At 34.0% G+C, this 21,146-nt stretch carries 19 protein-coding genes and 3 tRNA genes; 10 read left to right on the top strand and 12 right to left on the bottom strand.

The annotated features are described in order from the left end of the window. Positions 1-120: 120 nt before the first annotated feature. From ACZ1JT_RS09435 to tgt, 9 genes are all read right to left on the bottom strand, one after another. Positions 121-2,919 (bottom strand): T9SS type A sorting domain-containing protein, encoded by a 2,799-nt coding sequence (locus ACZ1JT_RS09435; RefSeq protein WP_465093577.1) that lies wholly within the window; start codon positions 2,917-2,919, stop codon positions 121-123. 92 nt (positions 2,920-3,011) lie between these two features. Next, positions 3,012-3,665 carry a LytR/AlgR family response regulator transcription factor gene (locus ACZ1JT_RS09430; RefSeq protein WP_465093576.1) on the bottom strand — a complete coding sequence of 218 codons (654 nt, stop codon included), beginning with the start codon at positions 3,663-3,665 and terminating at the stop codon, positions 3,012-3,014. Further along, positions 3,656-5,350 carry a histidine kinase dimerization/phosphoacceptor domain -containing protein gene (locus ACZ1JT_RS09425; protein ID WP_465093575.1) on the bottom strand — a complete coding sequence of 565 codons (1,695 nt, stop codon included), beginning with the start codon at positions 5,348-5,350 and terminating at the stop codon, positions 3,656-3,658. The genes ACZ1JT_RS09430 and ACZ1JT_RS09425 overlap by 10 nt, the downstream gene beginning before the upstream one ends. After that, positions 5,350-6,612, bottom strand: coding sequence for an asparagine synthetase B (locus tag ACZ1JT_RS09420; protein WP_465093574.1), 1,263 nt, complete (start codon positions 6,610-6,612; stop codon positions 5,350-5,352). Before ACZ1JT_RS09420 ends, ACZ1JT_RS09425 begins: the two co-directional genes overlap by 1 nt. A gap of 79 nt (positions 6,613-6,691) precedes the next feature. Further along, positions 6,692-8,236, bottom strand: coding sequence for a replicative DNA helicase (gene dnaB, locus ACZ1JT_RS09415; RefSeq protein WP_465093573.1), 1,545 nt, complete (start codon positions 8,234-8,236; stop codon positions 6,692-6,694). Positions 8,237-8,379: 143 nt separating this feature from the next. Continuing rightward, positions 8,380-9,333 carry an acetyl-CoA carboxylase carboxyltransferase subunit alpha gene (locus tag ACZ1JT_RS09410; RefSeq protein ID WP_465093572.1) on the bottom strand — a complete coding sequence of 318 codons (954 nt, stop codon included), beginning with the start codon at positions 9,331-9,333 and terminating at the stop codon, positions 8,380-8,382. A 73-nt stretch (positions 9,334-9,406) separates the two neighbouring features. Next, positions 9,407-10,294 carry a DMT family transporter gene (locus ACZ1JT_RS09405; protein ID WP_465093571.1) on the bottom strand — a complete coding sequence of 296 codons (888 nt, stop codon included), beginning with the start codon at positions 10,292-10,294 and terminating at the stop codon, positions 9,407-9,409. Next, the gene (locus ACZ1JT_RS09400; RefSeq protein ID WP_465093570.1) at positions 10,281-11,357 is read right to left on the bottom strand and encodes an LptF/LptG family permease; all 1,077 of its coding nucleotides are present in this window, start codon (positions 11,355-11,357) and stop codon (positions 10,281-10,283) included. Before ACZ1JT_RS09400 ends, ACZ1JT_RS09405 begins: the two co-directional genes overlap by 14 nt. A 20-nt stretch (positions 11,358-11,377) precedes the next feature. Continuing rightward, positions 11,378-12,508, bottom strand: a complete 1,131-nt coding sequence (tgt, locus tag ACZ1JT_RS09395; RefSeq protein WP_465093569.1) for a tRNA guanosine(34) transglycosylase Tgt — start codon at positions 12,506-12,508, stop codon at positions 11,378-11,380. Between the two features lie 277 nt (positions 12,509-12,785). Here tgt and ACZ1JT_RS09390 point away from each other — a divergent pair, with 277 nt between their 5' ends. Genes ACZ1JT_RS09390 through ACZ1JT_RS09380 form a run of 3 tightly spaced genes read left to right on the top strand, consistent with a single transcriptional unit; the run spans position 12,786 to position 15,300 of the window. Further along, positions 12,786-13,634 carry a transketolase gene (locus ACZ1JT_RS09390; RefSeq protein WP_465093568.1) on the top strand — a complete coding sequence of 283 codons (849 nt, stop codon included), beginning with the start codon at positions 12,786-12,788 and terminating at the stop codon, positions 13,632-13,634. 1 nt (position 13,635) lies between these two features. Beyond that, on the top strand, positions 13,636-14,322 hold the full coding sequence (locus ACZ1JT_RS09385; RefSeq protein ID WP_465093567.1) for a hypothetical protein: 687 nt from the start codon (positions 13,636-13,638) through the stop codon (positions 14,320-14,322). A gap of 24 nt (positions 14,323-14,346) precedes the next feature. Next, positions 14,347-15,300, top strand: coding sequence for a transketolase family protein (locus ACZ1JT_RS09380; RefSeq protein WP_465093566.1), 954 nt, complete (start codon positions 14,347-14,349; stop codon positions 15,298-15,300). Positions 15,301-15,368: 68 nt separating this feature from the next. Here ACZ1JT_RS09380 and ACZ1JT_RS09375 read toward each other — a convergent pair whose 3' ends face one another. Next, a complete protein-coding gene (locus ACZ1JT_RS09375) occupies positions 15,369-16,379 on the bottom strand; it encodes an FKBP-type peptidyl-prolyl cis-trans isomerase (protein WP_465093565.1) in 1,011 nt (336 codons plus the stop codon). Between the two features lie 77 nt (positions 16,380-16,456). Between ACZ1JT_RS09375 and ACZ1JT_RS09370 the strand changes: the two genes are divergently transcribed. Genes ACZ1JT_RS09370 through ACZ1JT_RS09360 form a run of 3 tightly spaced genes read left to right on the top strand, consistent with a single transcriptional unit; the run spans position 16,457 to position 17,915 of the window. Beyond that, entirely contained in the window at positions 16,457-16,846 is a 390-nt protein-coding gene (locus tag ACZ1JT_RS09370) for an RNA-binding S4 domain-containing protein (RefSeq protein WP_465093564.1), read from the top strand. Further along, positions 16,830-17,414: a class I SAM-dependent methyltransferase gene (locus ACZ1JT_RS09365; RefSeq protein WP_465093563.1), complete on the top strand. Its 585-nt coding sequence runs from the start codon at positions 16,830-16,832 to the stop codon at positions 17,412-17,414. The genes ACZ1JT_RS09370 and ACZ1JT_RS09365 overlap by 17 nt, the downstream gene beginning before the upstream one ends. 6 nt (positions 17,415-17,420) lie before the next feature. Next, the gene (locus ACZ1JT_RS09360; RefSeq protein WP_465093562.1) at positions 17,421-17,915 is read left to right on the top strand and encodes a phosphoribosyltransferase family protein; all 495 of its coding nucleotides are present in this window, start codon (positions 17,421-17,423) and stop codon (positions 17,913-17,915) included. Here the strand turns inward: ACZ1JT_RS09360 and ACZ1JT_RS09355 are convergent. Beyond that, positions 17,907-18,425 (bottom strand): shikimate kinase, encoded by a 519-nt coding sequence (locus ACZ1JT_RS09355; RefSeq protein WP_465093561.1) that lies wholly within the window; start codon positions 18,423-18,425, stop codon positions 17,907-17,909. The genes ACZ1JT_RS09360 and ACZ1JT_RS09355 overlap by 9 nt on opposite strands. Before the next feature lie 128 nt (positions 18,426-18,553). Here ACZ1JT_RS09355 and ACZ1JT_RS09350 point away from each other — a divergent pair. From ACZ1JT_RS09350 to ACZ1JT_RS09340, 3 genes are all read left to right on the top strand, one after another. Then, positions 18,554-18,626 (top strand) — tRNA-Lys (locus ACZ1JT_RS09350). Positions 18,627-18,658: 32 nt separating this feature from the next. Then, a tRNA-Lys gene (locus tag ACZ1JT_RS09345) sits at positions 18,659-18,731 on the top strand. Positions 18,732-18,774: 43 nt separating this feature from the next. Continuing rightward, positions 18,775-18,856: transfer RNA gene (locus ACZ1JT_RS09340), tRNA-Leu, on the top strand. Positions 18,857-18,991: 135 nt separating this feature from the next. Here ACZ1JT_RS09340 and ACZ1JT_RS09335 read toward each other — a convergent pair. Continuing rightward, on the bottom strand, positions 18,992-20,140 hold the full coding sequence (locus ACZ1JT_RS09335; protein WP_465093560.1) for a lycopene cyclase family protein: 1,149 nt from the start codon (positions 20,138-20,140) through the stop codon (positions 18,992-18,994). 83 nt (positions 20,141-20,223) lie between these two features. On the opposite strand from ACZ1JT_RS09335, the gene ACZ1JT_RS09330 reads away from it, so the two are divergent. Further along, positions 20,224-21,117: a MerR family transcriptional regulator gene (locus ACZ1JT_RS09330; protein WP_465093559.1), complete on the top strand. Its 894-nt coding sequence runs from the start codon at positions 20,224-20,226 to the stop codon at positions 21,115-21,117. The last annotated feature ends 29 nt before the right edge of the window (positions 21,118-21,146 follow it).

Below are 21,146 nucleotides of genomic sequence, written 5' to 3'. Positions count from 1 at the left end.
ATAAATCAAACTGCAAACTAAATTAAAATGATATACGCTAACAATATAAAAATTAAAGCATATTGTATAATCAATAACAATTCAAGCCTGTATTTGTTTAAGAAATTCATATGTGAATATCTATTTTTTCACCAACTTATAAGTTGCTGTTTCTCCAGTTTTCCCAGTAGCTTTAACTAGATATATTCCAGAAGCGTAATTAGAAATATCCAACGTATTCGCTCCAGTACTAATTTGCTTACTTACAATAGTTTTACCCAATACATCAAGAACTACAACTGTAATCTCTTCTTGTGAATCTATAGTAAAAATACCTGTTGAAGGATTTGGATAAACTTTAAGACCGTTCATAGCTTCAAAACCTGTATTACTCAATGTTGCACATGTATTTCCACTGGTCATTGCTGAACCGGATTTCCAATTGGAAGTTGCTCCTGATAAAGCAAAACCACTTAAAGTACCATTATAAGTTCCTGTTTCATCCACTAGAGTAGTTAAAGATGAATTATTAGCGTAATCAAAACCTTGATTGAATTTATAGTATGTCATTAATTCAGGTTGAGACTGTGCTTCACAGTTCATGCTATTTTGAATATCAGCTAGATTTAAAGCATAATTCCAAACTCTAAACTCATCAAGATTACCTGTAAAATACTGACCTCCACCATCTCCAAGTATAGCACCAATGGTTGTTGCTGTTACAGTTATGTCATTAGGCAAAGAAAAATTCCCAGCAACTGTATTGTCTAAAACTCCATTAATATAAATTTTAGCTTGAGTATTGGTAAAAGTTACAGCAACATGCGTCCATTGATTTGAAATAATTGTAGCGTTACTTTGAATAAAAGCACTGTTAGTAGATTGGTAATATACTCGACCATTAGCAGCTGAACCACCACCAATTGACAAGTATGCATAAGTATTTTCAAAATTACTTTGTTTTGCACAAATTGTTTGATTGTCTAAAGTACTAGCTGTTGGATAAATCCAAACTTCTATAGTTCCTTGCGTTAAATTATTAATTGCAGCAGGAGGAATTGCAACATTGTCATTTACACCATCAAAGTTTAAATGAGTAGCTGGATTAATATACTCATATGCTGAAATTTGGTATTGAGCATTAGAATTACCCCAGAAATTTTCCCAAGTTCTTACATAAAGTATAGCTCCAGGTGTTTGACCAAGTAAAAGTAATTGAGAATAATTACCATTTCCGCTATTATCGTCACAAGCTACTAAACTTAAAGTTCCACAATTACCTGTATAAACTTCTAAACCTGTATCAAAAGCTCCAGCACCATCTGTTTCAATTACAACGTTGCCAGAAGTAGGGACAGTTACAGTGTACCAAATATCTCCTCCTTGGAAATTACCACAAGTTGGTAATGGAGAGCCAGAATTAGTTGCACTAGTTAAATCAATATTTTCCGGATATTCATTGAACGTATTTCCAACAGTCAAACTTATGGCATTAGAACAGTCGTCATTTGCAACTTTAACGTTTACTACAATTTGTATTCTTTCACTTTCACAACCATTAGCATTTGTTGAAGAAACCCAATACGAGGTTGACCCCACTGTTGCTGTAGAAGGAGTTGGTGCTGTAGTAGAACCAGTGCCACCAGTTGCCACAGTATACCACATTAATCCTGTGCCATTAGTTCCTGTTGTTGCCGTTAAAGCAGTTGCTGTTGCACCTTGGCTATACACAACTGGCGTTGATGCCGTTGCAACTGAAGGAATAATACTTCCAGATGTAACCGGTGAACCTGCTAACCAGTTAGAAGTACTTCCTGTTAAAGCAAAATTGGTTAATGTACCGTTATTTGCGTTTGAAGTAGCGTCTGTTAAAGTTGTTACACTTGAGTTATTTGCAGCATCAAAACCTTGATTAAATTTATAATATCTCAATAAACCGGATTCTCCACCTTGTAATTCACAGTTTTTAGAACCCATAATTTGGTTTGGAGTTCTAACAACATTCCAGACACGAACTTCATCAATATTTCCAGTAAAATATTCTGTACCGCCAACTCTTGAACCAATATTGAATTGATTTGAAGTTGCTGGTAGACTCACTACAGCAGCTTGCGAAGCAACTAAAGATCCATTAGCATACACATACATATTCGCTCCATCATATACTGCCGCAATATGTGTCCATGCATTTAATGGAACTGTAAAAGCAGAGTTTAAAACGGTTCCATTTAACCAGAACTGAATATTATTGTTATTTCTTACTCGCAATAAAATTTTATGATAAGCGCCATCATAATCTGTAATAATATTATTCCATCCATTTAAAACAGAAGGATTAATCCATGCTTCTACTGTTAATGCAGTAGCCCCATTTAAACTTGAAGAAAGTGAATTCCCTAAGTTAACATAATCATTAACACCATCAAAGTTCAAGTGAGTTGCAGGAAGAGTTGGGTCGTAAGCCGAAATTTCAAATTGTGCATTCGAACTGCCCCAAAAATTCTCCCATGCTCTAATATAAATAGTCGCACCGGGTGTTTGACCAGTTAAAGAAATTCTTGAATAATTATTAGTCCCACTATTATCGTCACAGTTTAATAACGATAATGCACCGCAACTTCCTGAATAAACAGCTAATCCTGTATCATAATTTAAAGTACCATTTGTTTCAACCGCCACAATACCTGTAGATGGTACAGTCAAGGCAAACCATCTATCGCCACCCTGATAATTACCACAAGAAGGTGTTGCTACTCCTGAATTGGTAGCTCCGGTTAAATTAACACTTTGTGCATAGTCGTTAAAAGAGACGCCAACCGTTAGATTGAGTGCGGTACTACAAATGTCTGTAGTAGGCAATTTTAGATTGTCGCGGTTTTTGCTGAATCCCAAAAAACATACGAAAAAAAACAGAAATGAATAGAGATACTTTTGTTTCATAAATTGAAAATTTAATAGTTATGTAACAAAAATACCTTTATTTGGTGTTTAAATTTATGTTTTGGGACGAACGACAGAAGTATGTGGACGAATTACAAATTCAAACTACAATTTCGTGAAAGTGGCAATTCAAATCCTTTAACGATAACAGAATTTGATTTTCTTAGATCCACTTTTGTGGTGTTGACCACATATGATCTGTGGATTTTACAAAAAATAGACGAATTCAATTCTTTTAAAAAGCCATCCAGAGTATTTCGTATAGTAAGTTTTTTGTCAATGGTATGAATATCTATATAATTTCGTTCGCTTTTAACAAATAAGATTTGATCGTAGTTTAGTTTTACTTCTTTAAACCCATCTTTTATAATCACCAAATTTGAATTAAATTGTTTTTTGGCCACTTGAAGCGCAGCTTGCAAATCAATTTCTCGTACGGGTTTGGTTAAGTAAGCTATTGGATCTACCGTCAATGCTTTTTCCAAGGTAGACATTTCATTCTGTCCAGTTATGAAAATTATTTTTGCATCCTTAACATATTCTTCTGCCCAATCTATCCCTGTATTTCTTCCTTCAACATTAATATCCAATAAAATAACATCGGGAACAAATGAATTTAATTTCTCAATTGCCGAATTTATTTTAAAGGCCATTTCAACAGTGTGAAAATTAGCGTCTCCCAGAATATTTTTAATATGATTGGCAATTAGAACTTGATCTTCTACAATTAAAATTTTTATATCCATGAAGCAATATCTTTAGAAAAACATAGTTTAAAGCCTTCTTTGGTTGTAATCGAATATATTACCTCAAGCTGCAAACAAAGCTGATCTACTAGTTTGGGTTGTATTTCTTTGCCTATTGCATTTTCACCATTATCTTCATAATTGAACGATAAAATGCCGTCTTTTTCCAGCAAATGAAAGCAAATTCTTTTCTCCTGATTTGGACTAAAAGCATGTTTAATCGAATTAATATATAATTCCGAAAGTAATAACCCCAAATGAACCGCCTGATCGGAATGAATTTCAATAAAATCTACAGTGAAATCCAAATCTATATTTTTCTCCGTGCCTATTCCTATAAAATTCGATTTTAGTTCCTCAAAATATTTTTGAAGATTTAGGTTCTTCTTATTTTTTGTCAAATAAAGGTGCCTGTGTAAGGTAGCAATAGCTTCAACTTTAGACAACAACTTAATAAATTCGTTCTTGTCTTCATTATTCCCTTTTTTCCTAACAACTTCAGAGATTAGATAGGCAATTAACTGTAGATTATTGTTAACCCTATGATTCGTTTCACTAACCAAAAATTCATTTTCAGAAGACAACTTTGAAAGTTCAAGATTCTTGAATTTTATTTTTCGGTTATAAAAAAACATTATTCCCAAGACAGCTAAAAGTGAAACCAGTAAAATTAACAGGTATAACGTATTTTTTTTTGACGATTTAAGTTCACTTTCTTTTGCTTGAAAATTGTATTTTTTTTCCATTTCATTCAGCAAAATATTTTTATCTTTTTTTTCCATTTCAACAGCAAAAACCGTAGCCTGATCTGAATAGGTTAACGCAGTTTCAAAATCATTTTTTAAAGAATAGCAAATACGCAAGTTAATTGTAGCTTGATACTTTTGCCATAAGTTATCAATTTCTGTAGCCGTTTCTAAAGCAATCTTATGATAATAAATCGCTTTATCCTGATCCAAAAATTTCTGTTGGTAAGTTCTACCTAAATTTATAGCAACATCTATTAATGCTTGCTTAGCATTTGATTTCTTAGCAATTAAAAAAGCCTGATTAAAATACTCGAGCGCCTTTTTGGGGTTCTTGTTAAAATCTAAAAAGCCAATCTCATTTAGAGTGTATACCGGAATGGATTTATCAGTAATTCTATCTTGATTTATTATGATTTTATCGGCTAACAGATGTATCGTTTTCACGGAATCTGAATCATAATTATAAAATTGAGAGACAATAGCCATTCTTCTATTATAGTAATATGCCAAAACATCAAAATCAAAATCAGGTTTTACACTTTTGGTCGCCTGATTTATATACTTTGTTGCCAACTCTTTACGATTTGAAAATCTTGCTAACTCCGCTTTTAAAACAAGAATATTGAAAAGTTTTTCTTGTTTGTATTTTAAATCTGTGCTTTGTTTGAATAGATTTTCTGCTTTATTCAAATAATAAACACAACTATCAGTTTTGGAAAGTGATTTAAATATTTTAGCTCCTTTTAGATAATTCTCAGCTAAATGATCTGAATTTTGATTGGAAAACCTAACTGCTTTTTGCGCATATACAATGGCAGAATCATACTTATAGTTTTCAACAAATACATCTCTCTTTTTTTCATAATAAGACTTCTGACCGTAAGTAAACACTACTCCCAAACAGAAATACCAACAAAAAAAGTAAAACTGTTTCATTACGTTTTCAATTTTTTCTTTCTTGCCGCAGGAAACAGCACGTTATTCAAAATAAGACGATATCCTGGAGAATTGGGATGCAAATCTAAAACAGTGTGCGCATCTCCTACGCGATGTTGATAATCTTCTGGGTCGTGACCTCCATAAAAAGTAAACATCCCTTTTCCTTTGGTTCCATGAATATATCGCGCTTCACCATTTTGCTTATTTTCACCCATAATAAGCACATTCGATTTAATTAACTCCGGATCAAAAGCAGTAGTTTGCCCCATAAATCCTTTCACTAACTGCGTGTGATTCTGACATAACATGGTTGGTATCGGATCCCATTTAGCCGAATATTCCATCAGTGTAAAATAATCAACATCAGGTAGTACCTTTCTTTTCATCGTCATATCAATATCCGAAAACTCATATTGCATTGGGTTTCTTTCCAAGACAAAATCTTTGAATGCAAAAGTATTGGTATAGTTTATTTTCGATTGATAGTTGGCATCGCTAGCATCACCATCGAACATTGGTTCACAAATATCAACACCTTCGGCAGAAAGTGCAATATCAAAACTATCGGTAGCCGAGCACATGGCAAACATAAATCCGCCACCAATTACATAGTTTCTAATTTTATTGGCTACAGCCATTTTTTCTTGAGAAACTTTTGAAAAACCCAATTTAGCAGCCAAAGCTTCAGCGTCTTTCTTTTGTTCTATATACCAAGGAGCATTTCGGTACGCCCCAAAAAATTTCCCGTATTGACCGGTAAAATCTTCATGGTGTAAATGCAACCAATCGTAAAGAAGCAACGCATCGCTTAAAACCTCTTCATCATAAATTGGCGTAAAAGGAATTTCGGCATAGGTTAACACTAACGTTACAGCATCATCCCAAGGTTGTTTTCCTTTTGGTGTATATACCGCAATTTTAGGTGCTTTTTCCAACACTACGGTTTCCATGTTTTGTGATGGCGAACTAATTTCATCTAAAATGCTATTCGCAGCACCATCGCTTAAAACTTCAAAACTCACCCCTCTAATCTGACACTCTTTTCTAATTTCTGGCAAATCGGGCATCAAAAAAGAACCACCACGATAATTTAACAGCCAGCTTACCTTATATTGTTTCTCTAGCGCCCAATAGGTGATTCCGTATGCTTTTAGGTGATTTTGTTGCGTTTCGGCATCCATTGGTATAAGCACAAAAGAAGCTTTAACCGACATAGATATCAGAAACACAAATAGAAATAGCAATTTTTTAACGGACATTTAGAATAATTTATTCTCAAAGATAAATGATTTTCTACAGAATAAATCATAAAAAAAGCCTACATCGGTAGGCTTCATATTAAAACGGAACATCGCTGTCGTCGTCAAAATTATTCATATTACTTCCAAAAGCTTCATTCGGGCTCGGAAGATTTGGTGTAATGAAAGGATTATCATCCATATTCATTCGAGAAGGCATCGCATCGAAAGAAGAATGATTATCATCTAAATTATCGAATTTACCTAAGCTTCCGATGAATTTCAAACGAATATTATCCAAACCTCCATTACGGTGTTTTGCCACGATAAATTCGGCTTGTCCTTGGGTTGGAGAACGCTCTTCATCATCCCATTCATCAATTTTATAATATTCCGGACGGTAAATAAACGACACAATATCGGCATCCTGCTCAATCGCTCCCGATTCACGTAAGTCAGATAGTAAAGGTCGCTTACTCGCGCCACGTGTTTCAACCGCACGCGACAACTGCGATAGTGCAATTACCGGTACATTTAACTCTTTTGCCAAGGCTTTCAAGTTTCTTGAAATGGTTGAAATTTCCTGTTCACGGTTTCCTCCACCTTTACCATTACCGCCGGCAGTCATTAACTGAAGGTAATCGATTACAATCATTTTAATTCCGTATTGCGAAGCCAAACGTCTAGCTTTAGCTCGCAAATCGAAAATAGAAAGTGATGGCGTATCGTCTATATATAAAGGTGCTTTTTCTAAATCTTTTACTTTAATAGAAAGTTGCTCCCACTCGTGTTTTTCAAGTTTACCGGTTCTTAGTTTTTCAGAAGAAAGCCCTGTTTCCGAAGAAATTAGACGTGTTATCAACTGAACCGAAGACATCTCCAAAGAGAATAAAGCTACAGGGGCACCCGCATCAATAGCCATGTTACGCGCCATTGACAAGACAAAAGCCGTTTTACCCATACCTGGACGAGCTGCAATAATAATTAAATCGGAAGGTTGCCATCCCGAAGTTAATTTATCCAAATCATGGAATCCTGTTGGAATTCCGCTCAATCCTTCTTTATTGGCAATTTCTTCGATTCGCTTTTTTGCCTGGATTACCAAACTTTGGGCAGTTTCAGAACTTCTTTTGATATTTCCTTGCGTAACTTCATACAAACGCGATTCGGCTTTATCTAACAAATCAAAAACGTCGGTAGTTTCATCATACGATTCTTCAATAATTTCAGAAGAAATACGAATCAAACTACGTTGAATGTATTTTTGAAGAATAATACGCGAGTGAAATTCGATGTGAGCCGAAGAAGATATTTTTTGAGTCAGTTGAATCAAATAAAAATCACCACCGGAAAGCTCTAATTTTCCATTCTTTTTAAGCTGAGCCGAAACTGTTAATAAGTCAATAGGCTGAGTATCGTTAAACAACTGAACGATAGCTTCAAAAATATATTTATGAGCGTCTTTGTAAAAGGCATCGGGTTGCAAAATATCGATTACTTCATCAACCCCTTTTTTATCAATCATCATTGCGCCAAGCACTGCTTCTTCAAGGTCTAACACCTGTGGCGGCAACTTCCCTTTCTCAAGGTTGATAATTGTAGTTTTATCTACTTTTATTGGGTTTATATTTCTGATATTTTCCATGGTGCTAAGTTAGCCAATTTTTGCAAAATCGAAACTTGAGTTGTTAATAAACCAATGTTAATAAACACCAATTCATTGTTAATAAGTCAAAAAAAATCCGAAGCTATAAGGCCTCGGATTCTATGCATTGCGAACAAGTGTGTTTACTCTTTAAATTCACCCATGTTACTGTATTTATCCATTCTTTTGGCAACCAAATCTTTTGTTGATAAGTCTTTCAATTCATTAAAAGCTTTCATGATATAATGCTCAACATTTTTGAAAGTGTTCTCACGATCGTAATGTGCACCTCCTAATGGTTCAGGAATAATATCATCAATTAATTTCTGCTTTTTCATGTCGAAAGATGTTAACTTCAAGGCTTCAGCGGCTTGTTCTTTGTATTCCCAGCTTCTCCAAAGAATTGAAGAACAAGATTCTGGTGAAATAACCGAGTACCATGTATTTTCCAACATATAAACTCTATCACCAACACCTATTCCTAAAGCTCCTCCCGAAGCACCTTCTCCAACAACAATTGTTATGATGGGCACTTTTAAGCGCATCATTTCGAAAATATTACGTGCAATAGCTTCACCTTGTCCGCGTTCCTCAGCTTCTAAACCTGGATAAGCTCCTGGAGTATCTACCAAAGTAATTACAGGAACGCCAAATTTTTCGGCCATTTTCATTAAACGTAAGGCTTTACGATACCCTTCAGGGTTAGCCATACCGAAATTTCTATATTGACGTGTTTTAGTATTGTATCCTTTTTGCTGACCAATAATCATAAACGATTGACCACCAATTTTACCTAAACCACCAATCATTGCTTTGTCGTCTTTAACTCCGCGATCACCAAAAAGCTCTAAAAAAGTATCACCACATAAAGCTCTAACATGATCCATAGTATATGGACGGTTTGGATGTCTAGACAACTGAACACGTTGCCAAGCAGTTAGGTTTTTATAGATTTCTTTTTTGGTTTCTTCTAATTTTTTTTCAATTTGCTTGCATGTATTAGAAACATCAACATCCGATTCTTGACCGATTATTTGACATTTATCTAACTGATCTTCAAGCTCTTTTATTGGGAGTTCAAAATCTAAATATTCCATTTTTTGTAGTATTCTTTGATTTAGTATGAATTACAAAGATAAAATTTTCATTTTACATTGTAGAAACTATTTACTAATTAGTTGTTAACTTTTTATAGTTCTTTACCACTCCGTTTAGAATTACAGTAACTAATATTATTGCCGCACCGATATAAAATTTTGGACTCATTTTTTCACTATCTGTAAAAACCAAAAAGCCCAAAATAATACCATATATAGGTTCTAAATTTATGGTAAGCATTACCGTATACGGCGAAAGAAACTTCATAACTTTCACTGAGGCTAAAAATGCATAAGCAGTGCAAACTGACCCTAAAACACTAAGCCACAGGATATCTTTCCAAGAAATTTGAAAAAAGCTTTGAGTAAAATTTCCGTTGAAAAACAAATAGATTGTTATAAAAGAAACGCCGCCAACTAACTCGTAAAAAGTTATCACACCAGCATTATTACGCTTTGCAAAATTTCCATTGATTACTGAAAACAGCGCAGATAAAAATGCAGAAATTAAAGCCAAGACAATTCCTTCGATATAGTTTCCTTCAACTTTAAAAATAATGCTCAATCCCACTACCACCAGTAGCCCAAAGAAAACTTCGTACCATACCACTTTTTTCTTATAGAAAATAGGTTCTAAAATGGAAGCAAACAAAGCTCCTGTGGAAAGACAGGCTAATGTTACCGATATGTTGGATACTTTAATAGCGTGGAAAAAAGTAAACCAATGTAGTGCAATCACCAAACCGGATACCAAAAAACTAAAAAGTAAACGTTTAGAAACTGCAAGGCTAGTTTTGGAAATTCTAATATAGGCGAATAGTATAAACACCGCAATCATCATACGATACCAAACCAATGGTAAAGCTTCTAATGATATTAGCTTCCCTAAAACTGCTGTAAATCCCCAAACAAAAACAATGAAGTGGAGATGCAGGTAACTTTTAAATTTATCGCTTGGCATTTCGCAACAAATAATAAGCTAAAAATCCGAAAAGCACATTTGGCAACCAAACTGCTATAAAAGGGGAAATACTTGACGCTTCAGCTAATACTCCAAAAATTTTATCGAAGAAGATAAATGTAAATGCTAAGGCAATTCCAAGCGCTAAATTCACTCCCATTCCCCCTCTTCGTTTCATGGCAGAAACAGCCACAGCAATAATGGTAAGTATAAATGCCGAAACTGGCAAACTGTATTTTCTATATTTAACTACCAAATACGAATTGATGTTTGAAGAGCCACGAACTTTTTCTTTTTCAATAAATCGATTCAATTCACCTAAAGACATTGTTTCTGCTATATAAACAACTGGTGTCAAATCGTCTATATCAAAATTCAACTTCATTTTTTCCTTTTCAGAAGAAATCAAATGGTCATCAAATTCACCAACAATTCGTTTTTTAAATCCGAATAAGGTATACGTACTATCTTGTTCATTCCATTTAATTCGTTTTGCAGTGATTTTATACTCCAATTTATCGCCCTTAAACTTTTCTAAAGAAAAATTAAAACCCATTTTGGCAATATAGTTAAAATTACTTACGTAAATGAATTCATTTTTGCTAATTTGACGATATACGTCTTGATTATCCCTAACTTTTGGATCGTTCTTTAAATATGTATATCGAAAATCGTTATACCCTTTACTGGCTTTAGGAACCAAAACCATACTCATTAAAAGCGCAAATAACGATACTAAAGTTGCACCAATTATATACGGACGAAGAAAACGGGTAAAGGAAATTCCAGAACTTAATATAGCAATGATTTCTGTATTGTTGGCCAATTTTGAAGTAAACCAAATAACCGACAAGAACAGAAAAATCGGGAAAAGCATATTGGCAAAATAAATCGTAAAATTTCCATAGTAAATCAAAATTTCCTTAATTGGAACTTTGTTTTCTATCATTTTATTTACTTTCTCCGAAACATCGACAATAATCCCAATAGGAATAAAAAGCAGTAACATTACCGTGAAAGTAACTAAATAGCGTTTTAAGATATATTTATCGATTATTTTCATTTACAGTACTGGCTTTGAATTTATAGTCGCTGACTCATGTTTTTTACCATCATTTCTTTCCATTGACGGAAATCACCCGCTAATATATGTTTTCTAGCTTCACGAACCAACCACATATAAAAACCTAAGTTATGAATGGTAGCAATTTGCTTTCCTAAATATTCGTTTGCAGCAAACAAATGGCGTAAATAGGCTTTTGTATATTCTAAGTCAACAAAGGTGTGGCCCATTTCATCAATTGGAGAAAAATCGGCTTCCCATTTTTTATTTTTAATATTAATTGTTCCGTTAGCTGTAAACAACATTCCATTACGAGCGTTTCGTGTTGGCATTACACAATCGAACATGTCTATTCCTAACGCAATATTCTCCAAAATATTAATAGGTGTCCCTACTCCCATTAAATAACGAGGTTTATCTTCTGGCAAAATAGCCGTTACCACTTCAGTCATGGCATACATTTCTTCTGCTGGTTCGCCAACCGAAAGTCCTCCAATCGCATTCCCTTGCGCACCAACATTAGCAATATATTCAGCCGATTGCTGACGTAAATCTTTATAAGTACTTCCCTGAACAATTGGAAACAAGGTTTGCTCATAGCCATATTTAAATGGTAATTTTTCCAAATGCGACACACATCGATCCAACCAACGGTGGGTCATATGCATAGAACGACGGGCATAATGATAATCACACGGATAAGGCGTACATTCATCAAAAGCCATAATAATATCGGCACCAATAGTTCGCTGAATTTCCATTACATTTTCCGGAGAAAAGAAATGATACGAACCATCTATGTGCGACTTGAATTTAACTCCTTCTTCTTTAATTTTTCTATTCGAGGAAAGTGAATACACCTGATAACCTCCTGAATCGGTAAGTATATTTCTATCCCAATTCATGAATTTATGCAATCCACCAGCCTTTTCTAAAATATCCGTTTGTGGACGAAGGTATAAATGATAGGTATTTCCTAAAATAATATCAGGATTAATATCGTCTTTTAACTCTCTTTGGTGCACTCCTTTTACCGAAGCAACAGTTCCAACCGGCATAAAAATAGGCGTTTCAATCACACCGTGATCGGTGGTGATTTTTCCTGCTCTAGCTTGCGTTTGTGGATCTTTTTGTAATAAATCGAACTTCATACATACATTTTACAAGCCGCAAAGATAAAAGAAATGTGAGTTATGCATTATGAATTATAAATTAAATTAACATCTATTAGAGAATACGAATTCAGAATTAAATTCTTATTAAACCAAACATCAAACAATATAACATACCATACATTTTAAAGCTCAATTGGGATGCAAACAAAAATTGACGTTATAAATCTGTAATAACTAAACAACCAACCTAAACAAATAAGCAAAATTTCAATTATCTGATTATCTTTGCAGCAGTTTAACTATTCTATATAAAATGAAACCTAATACTCAACAACTAAACGATTTAGTTTTTCAAACAAGAAGAGACATTCTTCGAATGGTGCACGCAGTAAATTCAGGTCACCCAGGAGGTTCTTTGGGCTGTGCTGAATTTTTCATTGCCTTGTACCACAACCTAATGGAGCGCAAAGAAGGATTCGACATGAACGGTATTGGAGAAGATTTATTTTTCCTTTCGAACGGACATATCTCTCCTGTTTTTTACAGTGTTCTTGCACGTAGCGGTTATTTTCCAGTTGCGGAATTAGCCACTTTCCGTAAACTTAATTCGAGATTACAAGGTCACCCTACTACACATGAAGGGTTACCAGGTGTACGAATGGCTTCAGGATCTTTAGGTCAAGGTATGTCGGTTGCCATTGGAGCTGCACAAGCAAAAAAACTAAACAACGACAACCATTTAGTATATTCACTTCACGGAGATGGCGAATTACAAGAAGGTCAAAACTGGGAAGCTATCATGTATGCTTCTGCTAAAAAAGTAGACAATCTAATCGCTACAGTTGACTTAAATGGCCAACAAATTGATGGTTCTACAGATGAAGTACTATCAATGGGTGATTTAAAAGCTAAATTTGTTGCTTTTGATTGGGATGTTGTGGAAATTAAAGAAGGAAACAATATTGAAGCAATCATCAACGGAATGACCGAAGCAAAGTCTAGAACAGGTAAAGGCAAACCAGTTTGCGTGTTATTATACACAGAAATGGGTAATGGTGTAGACTTTATGATGCACACTCATGCATGGCATGGAAAAGCGCCAAGCAATGAACAGTTAGCAATTGCACTTGAACAAAATCCAGAAACATTAGGTGATTATTAAAATGCGTTTTCTTGTAGCTTTATTAGTCTCATTATCTTTTAGCTTTTTTTCTGTAGCTCAAAAAAAAGAAATGACCTACTATTTCAACCAAGTTACTAAAAGCAATATTAAAGACTATGGAACAAAGTTTAACGGGACTTTGATTCATATTAAAAATCAAAACGATTCTACTTATATTTTGCAAATCAAAATTGATGGCAGCAAAAAAGAAGCTGAAATTATAGATTATAAAAATAAGCTCAGAATTAAATTTGATGTCAATTTTGACTATAAAACCATTGAAGATTTAAACAAATTAACCAATTCAAAACTTTTCACAGTTGTTGAATTTACAAAAGGTAAAAGGTTTAAAAAATATAGGGAAGAATTCGAATTTGAAAATGACACGGCTACTAATAAAAAAATTGTTCATCTAACACAGTTCAAAAACAAAACAAGTAAAAAGATAATTAACGAACATTATTACTTTTTCAGTAGAAACAAAAACCTTGCAAACACCAACAAAAGATCAGTAAAAAAATATTTAACTGATAAGTACCAGTTAGCGTTTGAAGACGATGTAAATCTTGAAAGAATATTACATCTTCATGAAGGAAAGATTGCAACTGATACAGAAATATTATATGTAACGAACGTTGATTTTAATTTCAATTTTAAAATTGACGATATTTATCCTAAACACAACTAACAACAATAAGACTTATTTTAGAGTATGAAAAAATATACAAATACAGGAAGTAAAGATACCCGTTCTGGTTTTGGAGCCGGAATGACGGAATTAGGACAAAAAAATGAAAATGTTGTCGCTTTATGTGCCGATTTAATTGGTTCATTAAAATTCGATGATTTCAAAAAGAATCACCCAGAGCGTTTTTTCCAAATTGGAATTGCTGAAGCAAACATGATTGGAATTGCGGCTGGACTAACTATTGGGGGTAAAATTCCTTTCACAGGAACGTTTGCTAACTTTTCTACAGGTCGTGTGTACGATCAAATTCGCCAATCGGTAGCCTATTCTGATAAAAACGTAAAAATTTGCGCTTCCCATGCTGGATTAACTTTAGGAGAAGATGGTGCAACACATCAAATTTTAGAAGATATCGGTTTGATGAAAATGTTACCGGGTATGACCGTTATCAATACTTGTGATTACAACCAAACAAAAGCTGCTACTATTGCATTAGCCGATCATCACGGTCCTGCTTATTTACGCTTTGGTCGTCCAGTAGTTCCTAACTTCACTCCTGCAGATGAGCCTTTTATCATTGGAAAAGCAATCCTGCTTAACGAAGGAACAGACGTAACAATTGTTGCTACTGGTCACTTGGTTTGGGAAGCTTTAATTGCAGCTGAAACATTAGAAGCAAAAGGAATCTCTGCCGAAGTAATAAACATTCACACCATCAAACCATTGGATGATGAAGCAATTTTAAAATCGGTTGCAAAAACAGGCTGTATTGTTACAGCTGAAGAACACAATATCCTTGGTGGTTTAGGTGAAAGCGTTGCACGTTTGTTATCATTAAACAATCCGAAGCCACAAGAATTTGTTGCTGTAAACGATAGCTTTGGTGAATCTGGTACTCCAGAACAACTAATGGACAAATACAAGCTAAACAATCAAGCAATTGTAGAAGCTGTTGAAAAAGTATTGAAGAGAAAATAATTTAAATTCTCATCCAAATAAAAAATCCCGCTTAATGCGGGATTTTTATTTATATAATTCATATTTTATTAGTACGTCGTATATGGCGGCTTTGCATTCTTATCTAAATGACGTCTTAAACGAGTTGTTGAAGTCCCATCCCCTGAAGCATCAGGAATTCCTTTAGGTTCCGTTTCATCTTCTGGTGTTGATATATCATCAGCAACAGGATTATACGGATAGTAAGCACTAACACCTAAATATGGACTAGGTTTTTTAATCTCATCTCTGGTTAAATAACCATCGTTATCATCATCTGCATCAAAAACATCTGGAATACCATCAGAATCTGTATCAATTAAATTTCCATCAGCATCAAAAGCATATTCATAACGAGATTCAATTTTATCCAAATCTTGATCTAAATAGGTAACTGAATACAAATTAAATGTAAACACTAGTGGTGCATAAGAAGGTATAACATTAAACGACTGATTGTAATATCCTAATCCGGAAGGTAAAAACACAACTCCAGATCCATAATTTACAGGATTAAGAATACCATCACTGCTTGTTGGATCAAAATACCCTGCTCTAAATTCAGGCATAATATATTCCCATCCTTTAATAACATCGATTAAGTTAAATTCTGTTGGATTTACAGCAATATCAAACTGAGTTCCGTTAAGTAAATTCCCTTTATAAGAAACCATAATCTTATCTACCCCACAAGGTTTGTCTCCATCTGCATCTGTATCACCTTTTCCGTCTAATTTTAAATAATACATTTTAAAATCAACCTTATGCAACTTAACAATTTTATAATGCAACGGATAATCAGTTTGATCCCAAATAGATACTGTATGTGTATCATCTAAAGAATCGATAATTACTTCAGTAACTTCAAGCTTACCATTTCCGTTTGAATCATTTATTTCAACATAATGACTTTGCAGGTATTCTTCTATTTTAACAATATCTTCAGCATATACTTTTGAATGTGGTCGAGCAGGTACTGGGCCAGGAACATCACTTTTTTGACATCCTACAACCATCATCGCAGATGCAATTCCAAGAATTGACAAAATCTTATTCATCATTAACAAATTTTAATGGCGCAAGATACAATTTTACTTTATTTTTGTACTACTATTAACATTGTTTTTAACGTATTCCAATGAGAATCGACAAATATTTGTGGTGTGTTCGTTACTATAAAACTCGGAGTATTGCTACAGAAGCATGCAAAAAAGGTCATATTACGGTTAACGGGCAAGAAGCAAAACCTTCTAGAGATGTTTTTCCTAGTGACAAAATCACGTTGCGCAAGGACCAAATCAATTATATTATAACGGTTTTGGACATTCCTCAAAATCGTGTTGGTCCCAAATTGGTTGACATTTACCGAAAAGACGAAACCCCTGCTGAAGCATTTGAACATCTTGAACTTTTACGATTATCAAAAGAACATTATCGTGCTAGAGGAACTGGACGACCAACAAAAAAAGATCGTCGTGATATAGATGATTACATAACTGATGACGATTTTTATGAAGAAACTGAATAACAATTACTGGGAAAAAAGATACTTGGATAACGATGCTTTATGGGATGTTGGCGCAATAACTACTCCTTTAAAAGAATATATCGATCAGCTTTCAGATAAAAACATTTCCATTCTGATTCCTGGAGCTGGAAATGCTTACGAACTAGACTATCTGATTCAAAAGGGATTCAAAAATGTATCCATAGTAGATTTTGCAAAACCCCCATTGGAAAATATCAAAAAAAGATTGCCTGATTTTCCAGATAAGCAATTAATCAATTCAGACTTTTTTGCCATTGAAGGACAATACGATTTAATTTTAGAACAAACTTTCTTTTGTGCTTTATCACCCGAATTACGAAAAAAATATGTTTTAAAAATGCATTCGCTTCTTACTAAAAAAGGGAAATTGTCAGGATTATTATTTAATTTCCCACTAACTACAGAAGGACCACCGTTTGGAGGAAGTCAAGAAGAATACATCAACTTATTTTCCAATTTGTTTGAAATTAAAGTCTTAGAAACCGCGCACAATTCTATAAAACCAAGAGCAGAACGCGAGTTATTCTTTATATTTGAAAAAAAATAACACAACATGCAAAATATCATTTTAACACAAGAAGAAATTCAAAAAAAAACAACCCGAATCGCGTTTCAGATATACGAAACGTTTGCTGACGAACAAGAAGTGGTATTAGCCGGAATTGCAAACAGCGGTTATATTTTTGCTCAAAAAATAGGTGCTGAACTAAACCGAATTTCAGATTTAAAAGTGATACTTTGCGAAGTTCAAATAAATAAAAACAACCCCCAAGAAGCCATTCACACTTCTATTCCAAAAGAAGCATACCAAAACAAAGGATTAGTTTTAATAGATGATGTTTTAAATTCGGGAACAACCCTAATTTATGGTGTTAAACATTTTTTAGAAGTTCCATTAAAAAAATTCAAAACTGCCGTTTTAGTTGATAGAAATCATAAAAAATACCCTGTGAAAGCAGACTTTAAAGGCATATCGCTTTCAACATCTTTACAAGAACATATTCAGGTCGTTTTTGAAGCAAATAACGAGTATGCTTTTCTAAGCTAAAAGATTCATTATTTCATTTACAATTACTTCTGGACTTTTACCGTCGACTAGAATCGTTTTTTTTGCCTTATGATAGAAATAACTTCTGTCAAAAAGATGCTTTGCAATAAATTCATCCATTTCCTGTAGACTTAAATTGCTTAACAACGGTCGACTTGCTTTATGGGGAGCCAATCTTGCAGCCAATTCTTTAATGGAAGCGTTAAGATAAACCGACAAAACATCAGACTTTTGTAAAACCAAATCATTATTTGCATAGCATGGCGTTCCTCCTCCTAAACTAAGCACGAATTCGGAATTATGAGCTAGGAACTCATTTAAAAATTTATGTTCTAATTTTCTAAAACGAATTTCACCATCTTCTGAAAACAATTGAGCAATTGATTTTTTAGTTTCTTTTTCGATAATATCATCAAGATCGTAAAACGGAATTTCAGTTTTATCAGACAACAATTTTCCAATTGTAGTTTTTCCAGAACCCATATAACCAACCAGAATAATTTTCTTCATGACAATAAAACCTTATAAATTAAGCCCTTAACAGTAGCGTATAAAAAAAAGTCAAATTTATAATAAAATTCCCTTGGAAAATAAATAATACGCCTTATATTTGCACCCGCAATCAGGAAATGATTACAGACTCGGTAGCTCAGCTGGTAGAGCACATCACTTTTAATGATGGGGTCCTGGGTTCGAATCCCAGCCGGGTCACAAAATGACCAAATACATTTCCTGAAAGCAACGACTCGGTAGCTCAGCTGGTAGAGCACATCACTTTTAATGATGGGGTCCTGGGTTCGAATCCCAGCCGGGTCACAAAAAGTTAAGCGACATGCTTAACTTTTTTTGTTTACACTAAGGCCACGTGGAGAAATTGGTAGACTCGCCATCTTGAGGGGGTGGTGCTGCAAGGCGTATGGGTTCGAATCCCATCGTGGTCACAAATAAATTAAAACAAAAGATAAAGTTTACTTTTAAGATTTTTGCATTGTTTTAATTCTAAATGAGGAGTTTTTAGGGGCAATGAAATTAATCCGATTCTAAAAACACTATAACTTCTTCAAAAGCAGACATCATCACCACTTTTTAAACACATAACTAAAGAAAGCCTTGAGAAAAGGAAGTTTCGGACACGCATTAATTACTTTTAAGTCTTGAAGCAGTGTAGTTTTTTCATCTAAAAAATCAAAAACAAGTTTAGGTTTCACTTTCGAAAACATCCCGGAAAATAAGCTATACCCTAATTCATTTCTTCGAAACAACACGGCTACAAATAAACTGTCATAAAAAGAAAAACGATTAGGTTGATAAAACATTTGAAGATTGCTATTCCTGTTTTTCAACGCTACAATTAGCTTTTTTGCCAATTCCGATGATTTTTTAAAGGTATACCCCGTACTCGCTTTTGTCCAACCACCAGCAGTACCGATATTTAAAATTTTACGAGAATTATTTTTCCAAAACGGAAATGAGGTCATGGGAATAACTCCAGATTCGGTTCGCAGTATTTCATACTCTAAAATCCCTTTAGCCGCTAAATAATCTTCAATTGCAGATAAATATTCATTTTCATTTAAAACTTCAGAAGAAAAAAGAGTGTATTCCACCAAAGCTTCTGTATCGGAAAAAGGCAACACATACATAAACCTTGTATTTCCAAGTTGAGGAACTGAAAAATCCATAAAAGTGGCCGTTTCACTTCTAAAAAAAGGAACTTTTGTTTTAACAAACCAACCTTTAAAATGCTGTAATAAAAGAGGATGCTGATGATTTTCCTTCAAGGTATTCAGATCAAAAATACTGTTAAACAGAATTGCTCCATGGTACCGAGTTTCAGTTGTAATAACTTCCACTCCATCATTAGTTTCAGAAAACGATTCAACCTTTTCTTTTTTCCAAACAATTTCATCTTGTTTCAACAAATCTGAAATAATGGTTTCATAAAAAATCTTGGATTCAATCATCTTGTACTTCAGGCCTCCAGACAAACATTGTTTTTGGAATTCATTATTTACAAAATCTGCTTCCGTCCATTCTTTACGCACAGCCCATTCCCATTCCCCAACACCTTGCTCCCAAAAACACCACGTACGATCATTCATGTTTTTATTGGAAGGTTCGAGAATTAAAATACGTTTGCCATGAAACAAATCAGACAATTGCATTTCTCGCAAAACCATTAACGCTGCAAGACCCAGACCAGAAAATATATAATCGTATTTCATTTCTTTGAAGACCAGTACCTGAACAAATATACTGATAGCGAATAAATATTTTACTAAATTTGTTTAAGAAAATACCAATATCGATGAACATAATCAAAAATGTGTTTAGCATAAAAGACCTTGAAAATCTCTCGGGCATTAAAGCCCACACGATACGAATTTGGGAAAAAAGATACGGTCTGCTCGAACCCATGCGTTCAGAAACCAACATTAGACATTATGATACTGCAAATCTTCAAAAATTATTAAATGTAACGTATCTATACAACCATAATTATAAGATTTCTAAGATTGCGCAATTTACACCTGAAAAAATTGTAGAAATTGTTAACCAGTTATCTGCTTCGGAAAACAATCTCAATATAGCCATATCTCAATTTAAATTGGCCATGATGAATTTTGATGTAGAGCTCTTCTTAACAACCTACTCAGAAATCGAACTAAAAACCGAATTCTCAACAATTTTCTATGATATCTTCATACCGATACTTAATGAAATTGGATTTTTATGGCAAACAGATACCATTACCCCAGCTCACGAACACTTTATAAGTTATTTAATCAAACAAAAACTTCTGGTACAAATTGAAAAAGTACAGTTAATCCCAAAAAAAAACGACAACACCTTTATACTCTTTTTACCTCATAACGAGATTCACGAATTAGGTCTGCTGTATCTTAATTATCAACTATTAAGTTTAGGCTACAAAACCATCTATCTCGGACCCAGCATTCCAACAGATAGCTTGATAGATCTTAAAAAACGTTTTAGCCAAACTACTTTTATTACCTATATGACTGTCGCACCAGAAACCGATTCTTTAACTGCATATCTAAATGATTTTGAACAAAAATTACTTTCAGATTCAGCATTATGGGTTTTTGGACGAATGACCGAATTCATTAACCAAACTGCCTCAAAAACGAAAATAAAAACCTTCCAAAACATTAGCGAACTAACAGAACAATTAAAATAAACGCAGAACATTTTCATTTTGTTTAACTT

The sequence above is a fragment of the Flavobacterium sp. IC2-16 genome (assembly GCF_055521455.1).
The sequence above is the reverse complement of the archived record's forward strand: the minus strand, read 5'-3'. Positions and strand labels throughout refer to the sequence as shown.

Excerpts from the sequence above, each read along its gene's own strand:
- ACZ1JT_RS09435 (WP_465093577.1), bottom strand. The coding sequence starts at position 2,919 with ATGAAACAAAAGTATCTCTATTCATTTCTGTTTTTTTTCGTATGTTTT.
- ACZ1JT_RS09430 (WP_465093576.1), bottom strand. The coding sequence starts at position 3,665 with ATGGATATAAAAATTTTAATTGTAGAAGATCAAGTTCTAATTGCCAAT.
- ACZ1JT_RS09425 (WP_465093575.1), bottom strand. The coding sequence starts at position 5,350 with ATGAAACAGTTTTACTTTTTTTGTTGGTATTTCTGTTTGGGAGTAGTG.
- ACZ1JT_RS09420 (WP_465093574.1), bottom strand. The coding sequence starts at position 6,612 with ATGTCCGTTAAAAAATTGCTATTTCTATTTGTGTTTCTGATATCTATG.
- dnaB (WP_465093573.1), bottom strand. The coding sequence starts at position 8,236 with ATGGAAAATATCAGAAATATAAACCCAATAAAAGTAGATAAAACTACA.
- ACZ1JT_RS09410 (WP_465093572.1), bottom strand. The coding sequence starts at position 9,333 with ATGGAATATTTAGATTTTGAACTCCCAATAAAAGAGCTTGAAGATCAG.
- ACZ1JT_RS09405 (WP_465093571.1), bottom strand. The coding sequence starts at position 10,294 with ATGCCAAGCGATAAATTTAAAAGTTACCTGCATCTCCACTTCATTGTT.
- ACZ1JT_RS09400 (WP_465093570.1), bottom strand. The coding sequence starts at position 11,357 with ATGAAAATAATCGATAAATATATCTTAAAACGCTATTTAGTTACTTTC.
- tgt (WP_465093569.1), bottom strand. The coding sequence starts at position 12,508 with ATGAAGTTCGATTTATTACAAAAAGATCCACAAACGCAAGCTAGAGCA.
- ACZ1JT_RS09390 (WP_465093568.1), top strand. The coding sequence starts at position 12,786 with ATGAAACCTAATACTCAACAACTAAACGATTTAGTTTTTCAAACAAGA.
- ACZ1JT_RS09385 (WP_465093567.1), top strand. The coding sequence starts at position 13,636 with ATGCGTTTTCTTGTAGCTTTATTAGTCTCATTATCTTTTAGCTTTTTT.
- ACZ1JT_RS09380 (WP_465093566.1), top strand. The coding sequence starts at position 14,347 with ATGAAAAAATATACAAATACAGGAAGTAAAGATACCCGTTCTGGTTTT.
- ACZ1JT_RS09375 (WP_465093565.1), bottom strand. The coding sequence starts at position 16,379 with ATGATGAATAAGATTTTGTCAATTCTTGGAATTGCATCTGCGATGATG.
- ACZ1JT_RS09370 (WP_465093564.1), top strand. The coding sequence starts at position 16,457 with ATGAGAATCGACAAATATTTGTGGTGTGTTCGTTACTATAAAACTCGG.
- ACZ1JT_RS09365 (WP_465093563.1), top strand. The coding sequence starts at position 16,830 with ATGAAGAAACTGAATAACAATTACTGGGAAAAAAGATACTTGGATAAC.
- ACZ1JT_RS09360 (WP_465093562.1), top strand. The coding sequence starts at position 17,421 with ATGCAAAATATCATTTTAACACAAGAAGAAATTCAAAAAAAAACAACC.
- ACZ1JT_RS09355 (WP_465093561.1), bottom strand. The coding sequence starts at position 18,425 with ATGAAGAAAATTATTCTGGTTGGTTATATGGGTTCTGGAAAAACTACA.
- ACZ1JT_RS09335 (WP_465093560.1), bottom strand. The coding sequence starts at position 20,140 with ATGAAATACGATTATATATTTTCTGGTCTGGGTCTTGCAGCGTTAATG.
- ACZ1JT_RS09330 (WP_465093559.1), top strand. The coding sequence starts at position 20,224 with ATGAACATAATCAAAAATGTGTTTAGCATAAAAGACCTTGAAAATCTC.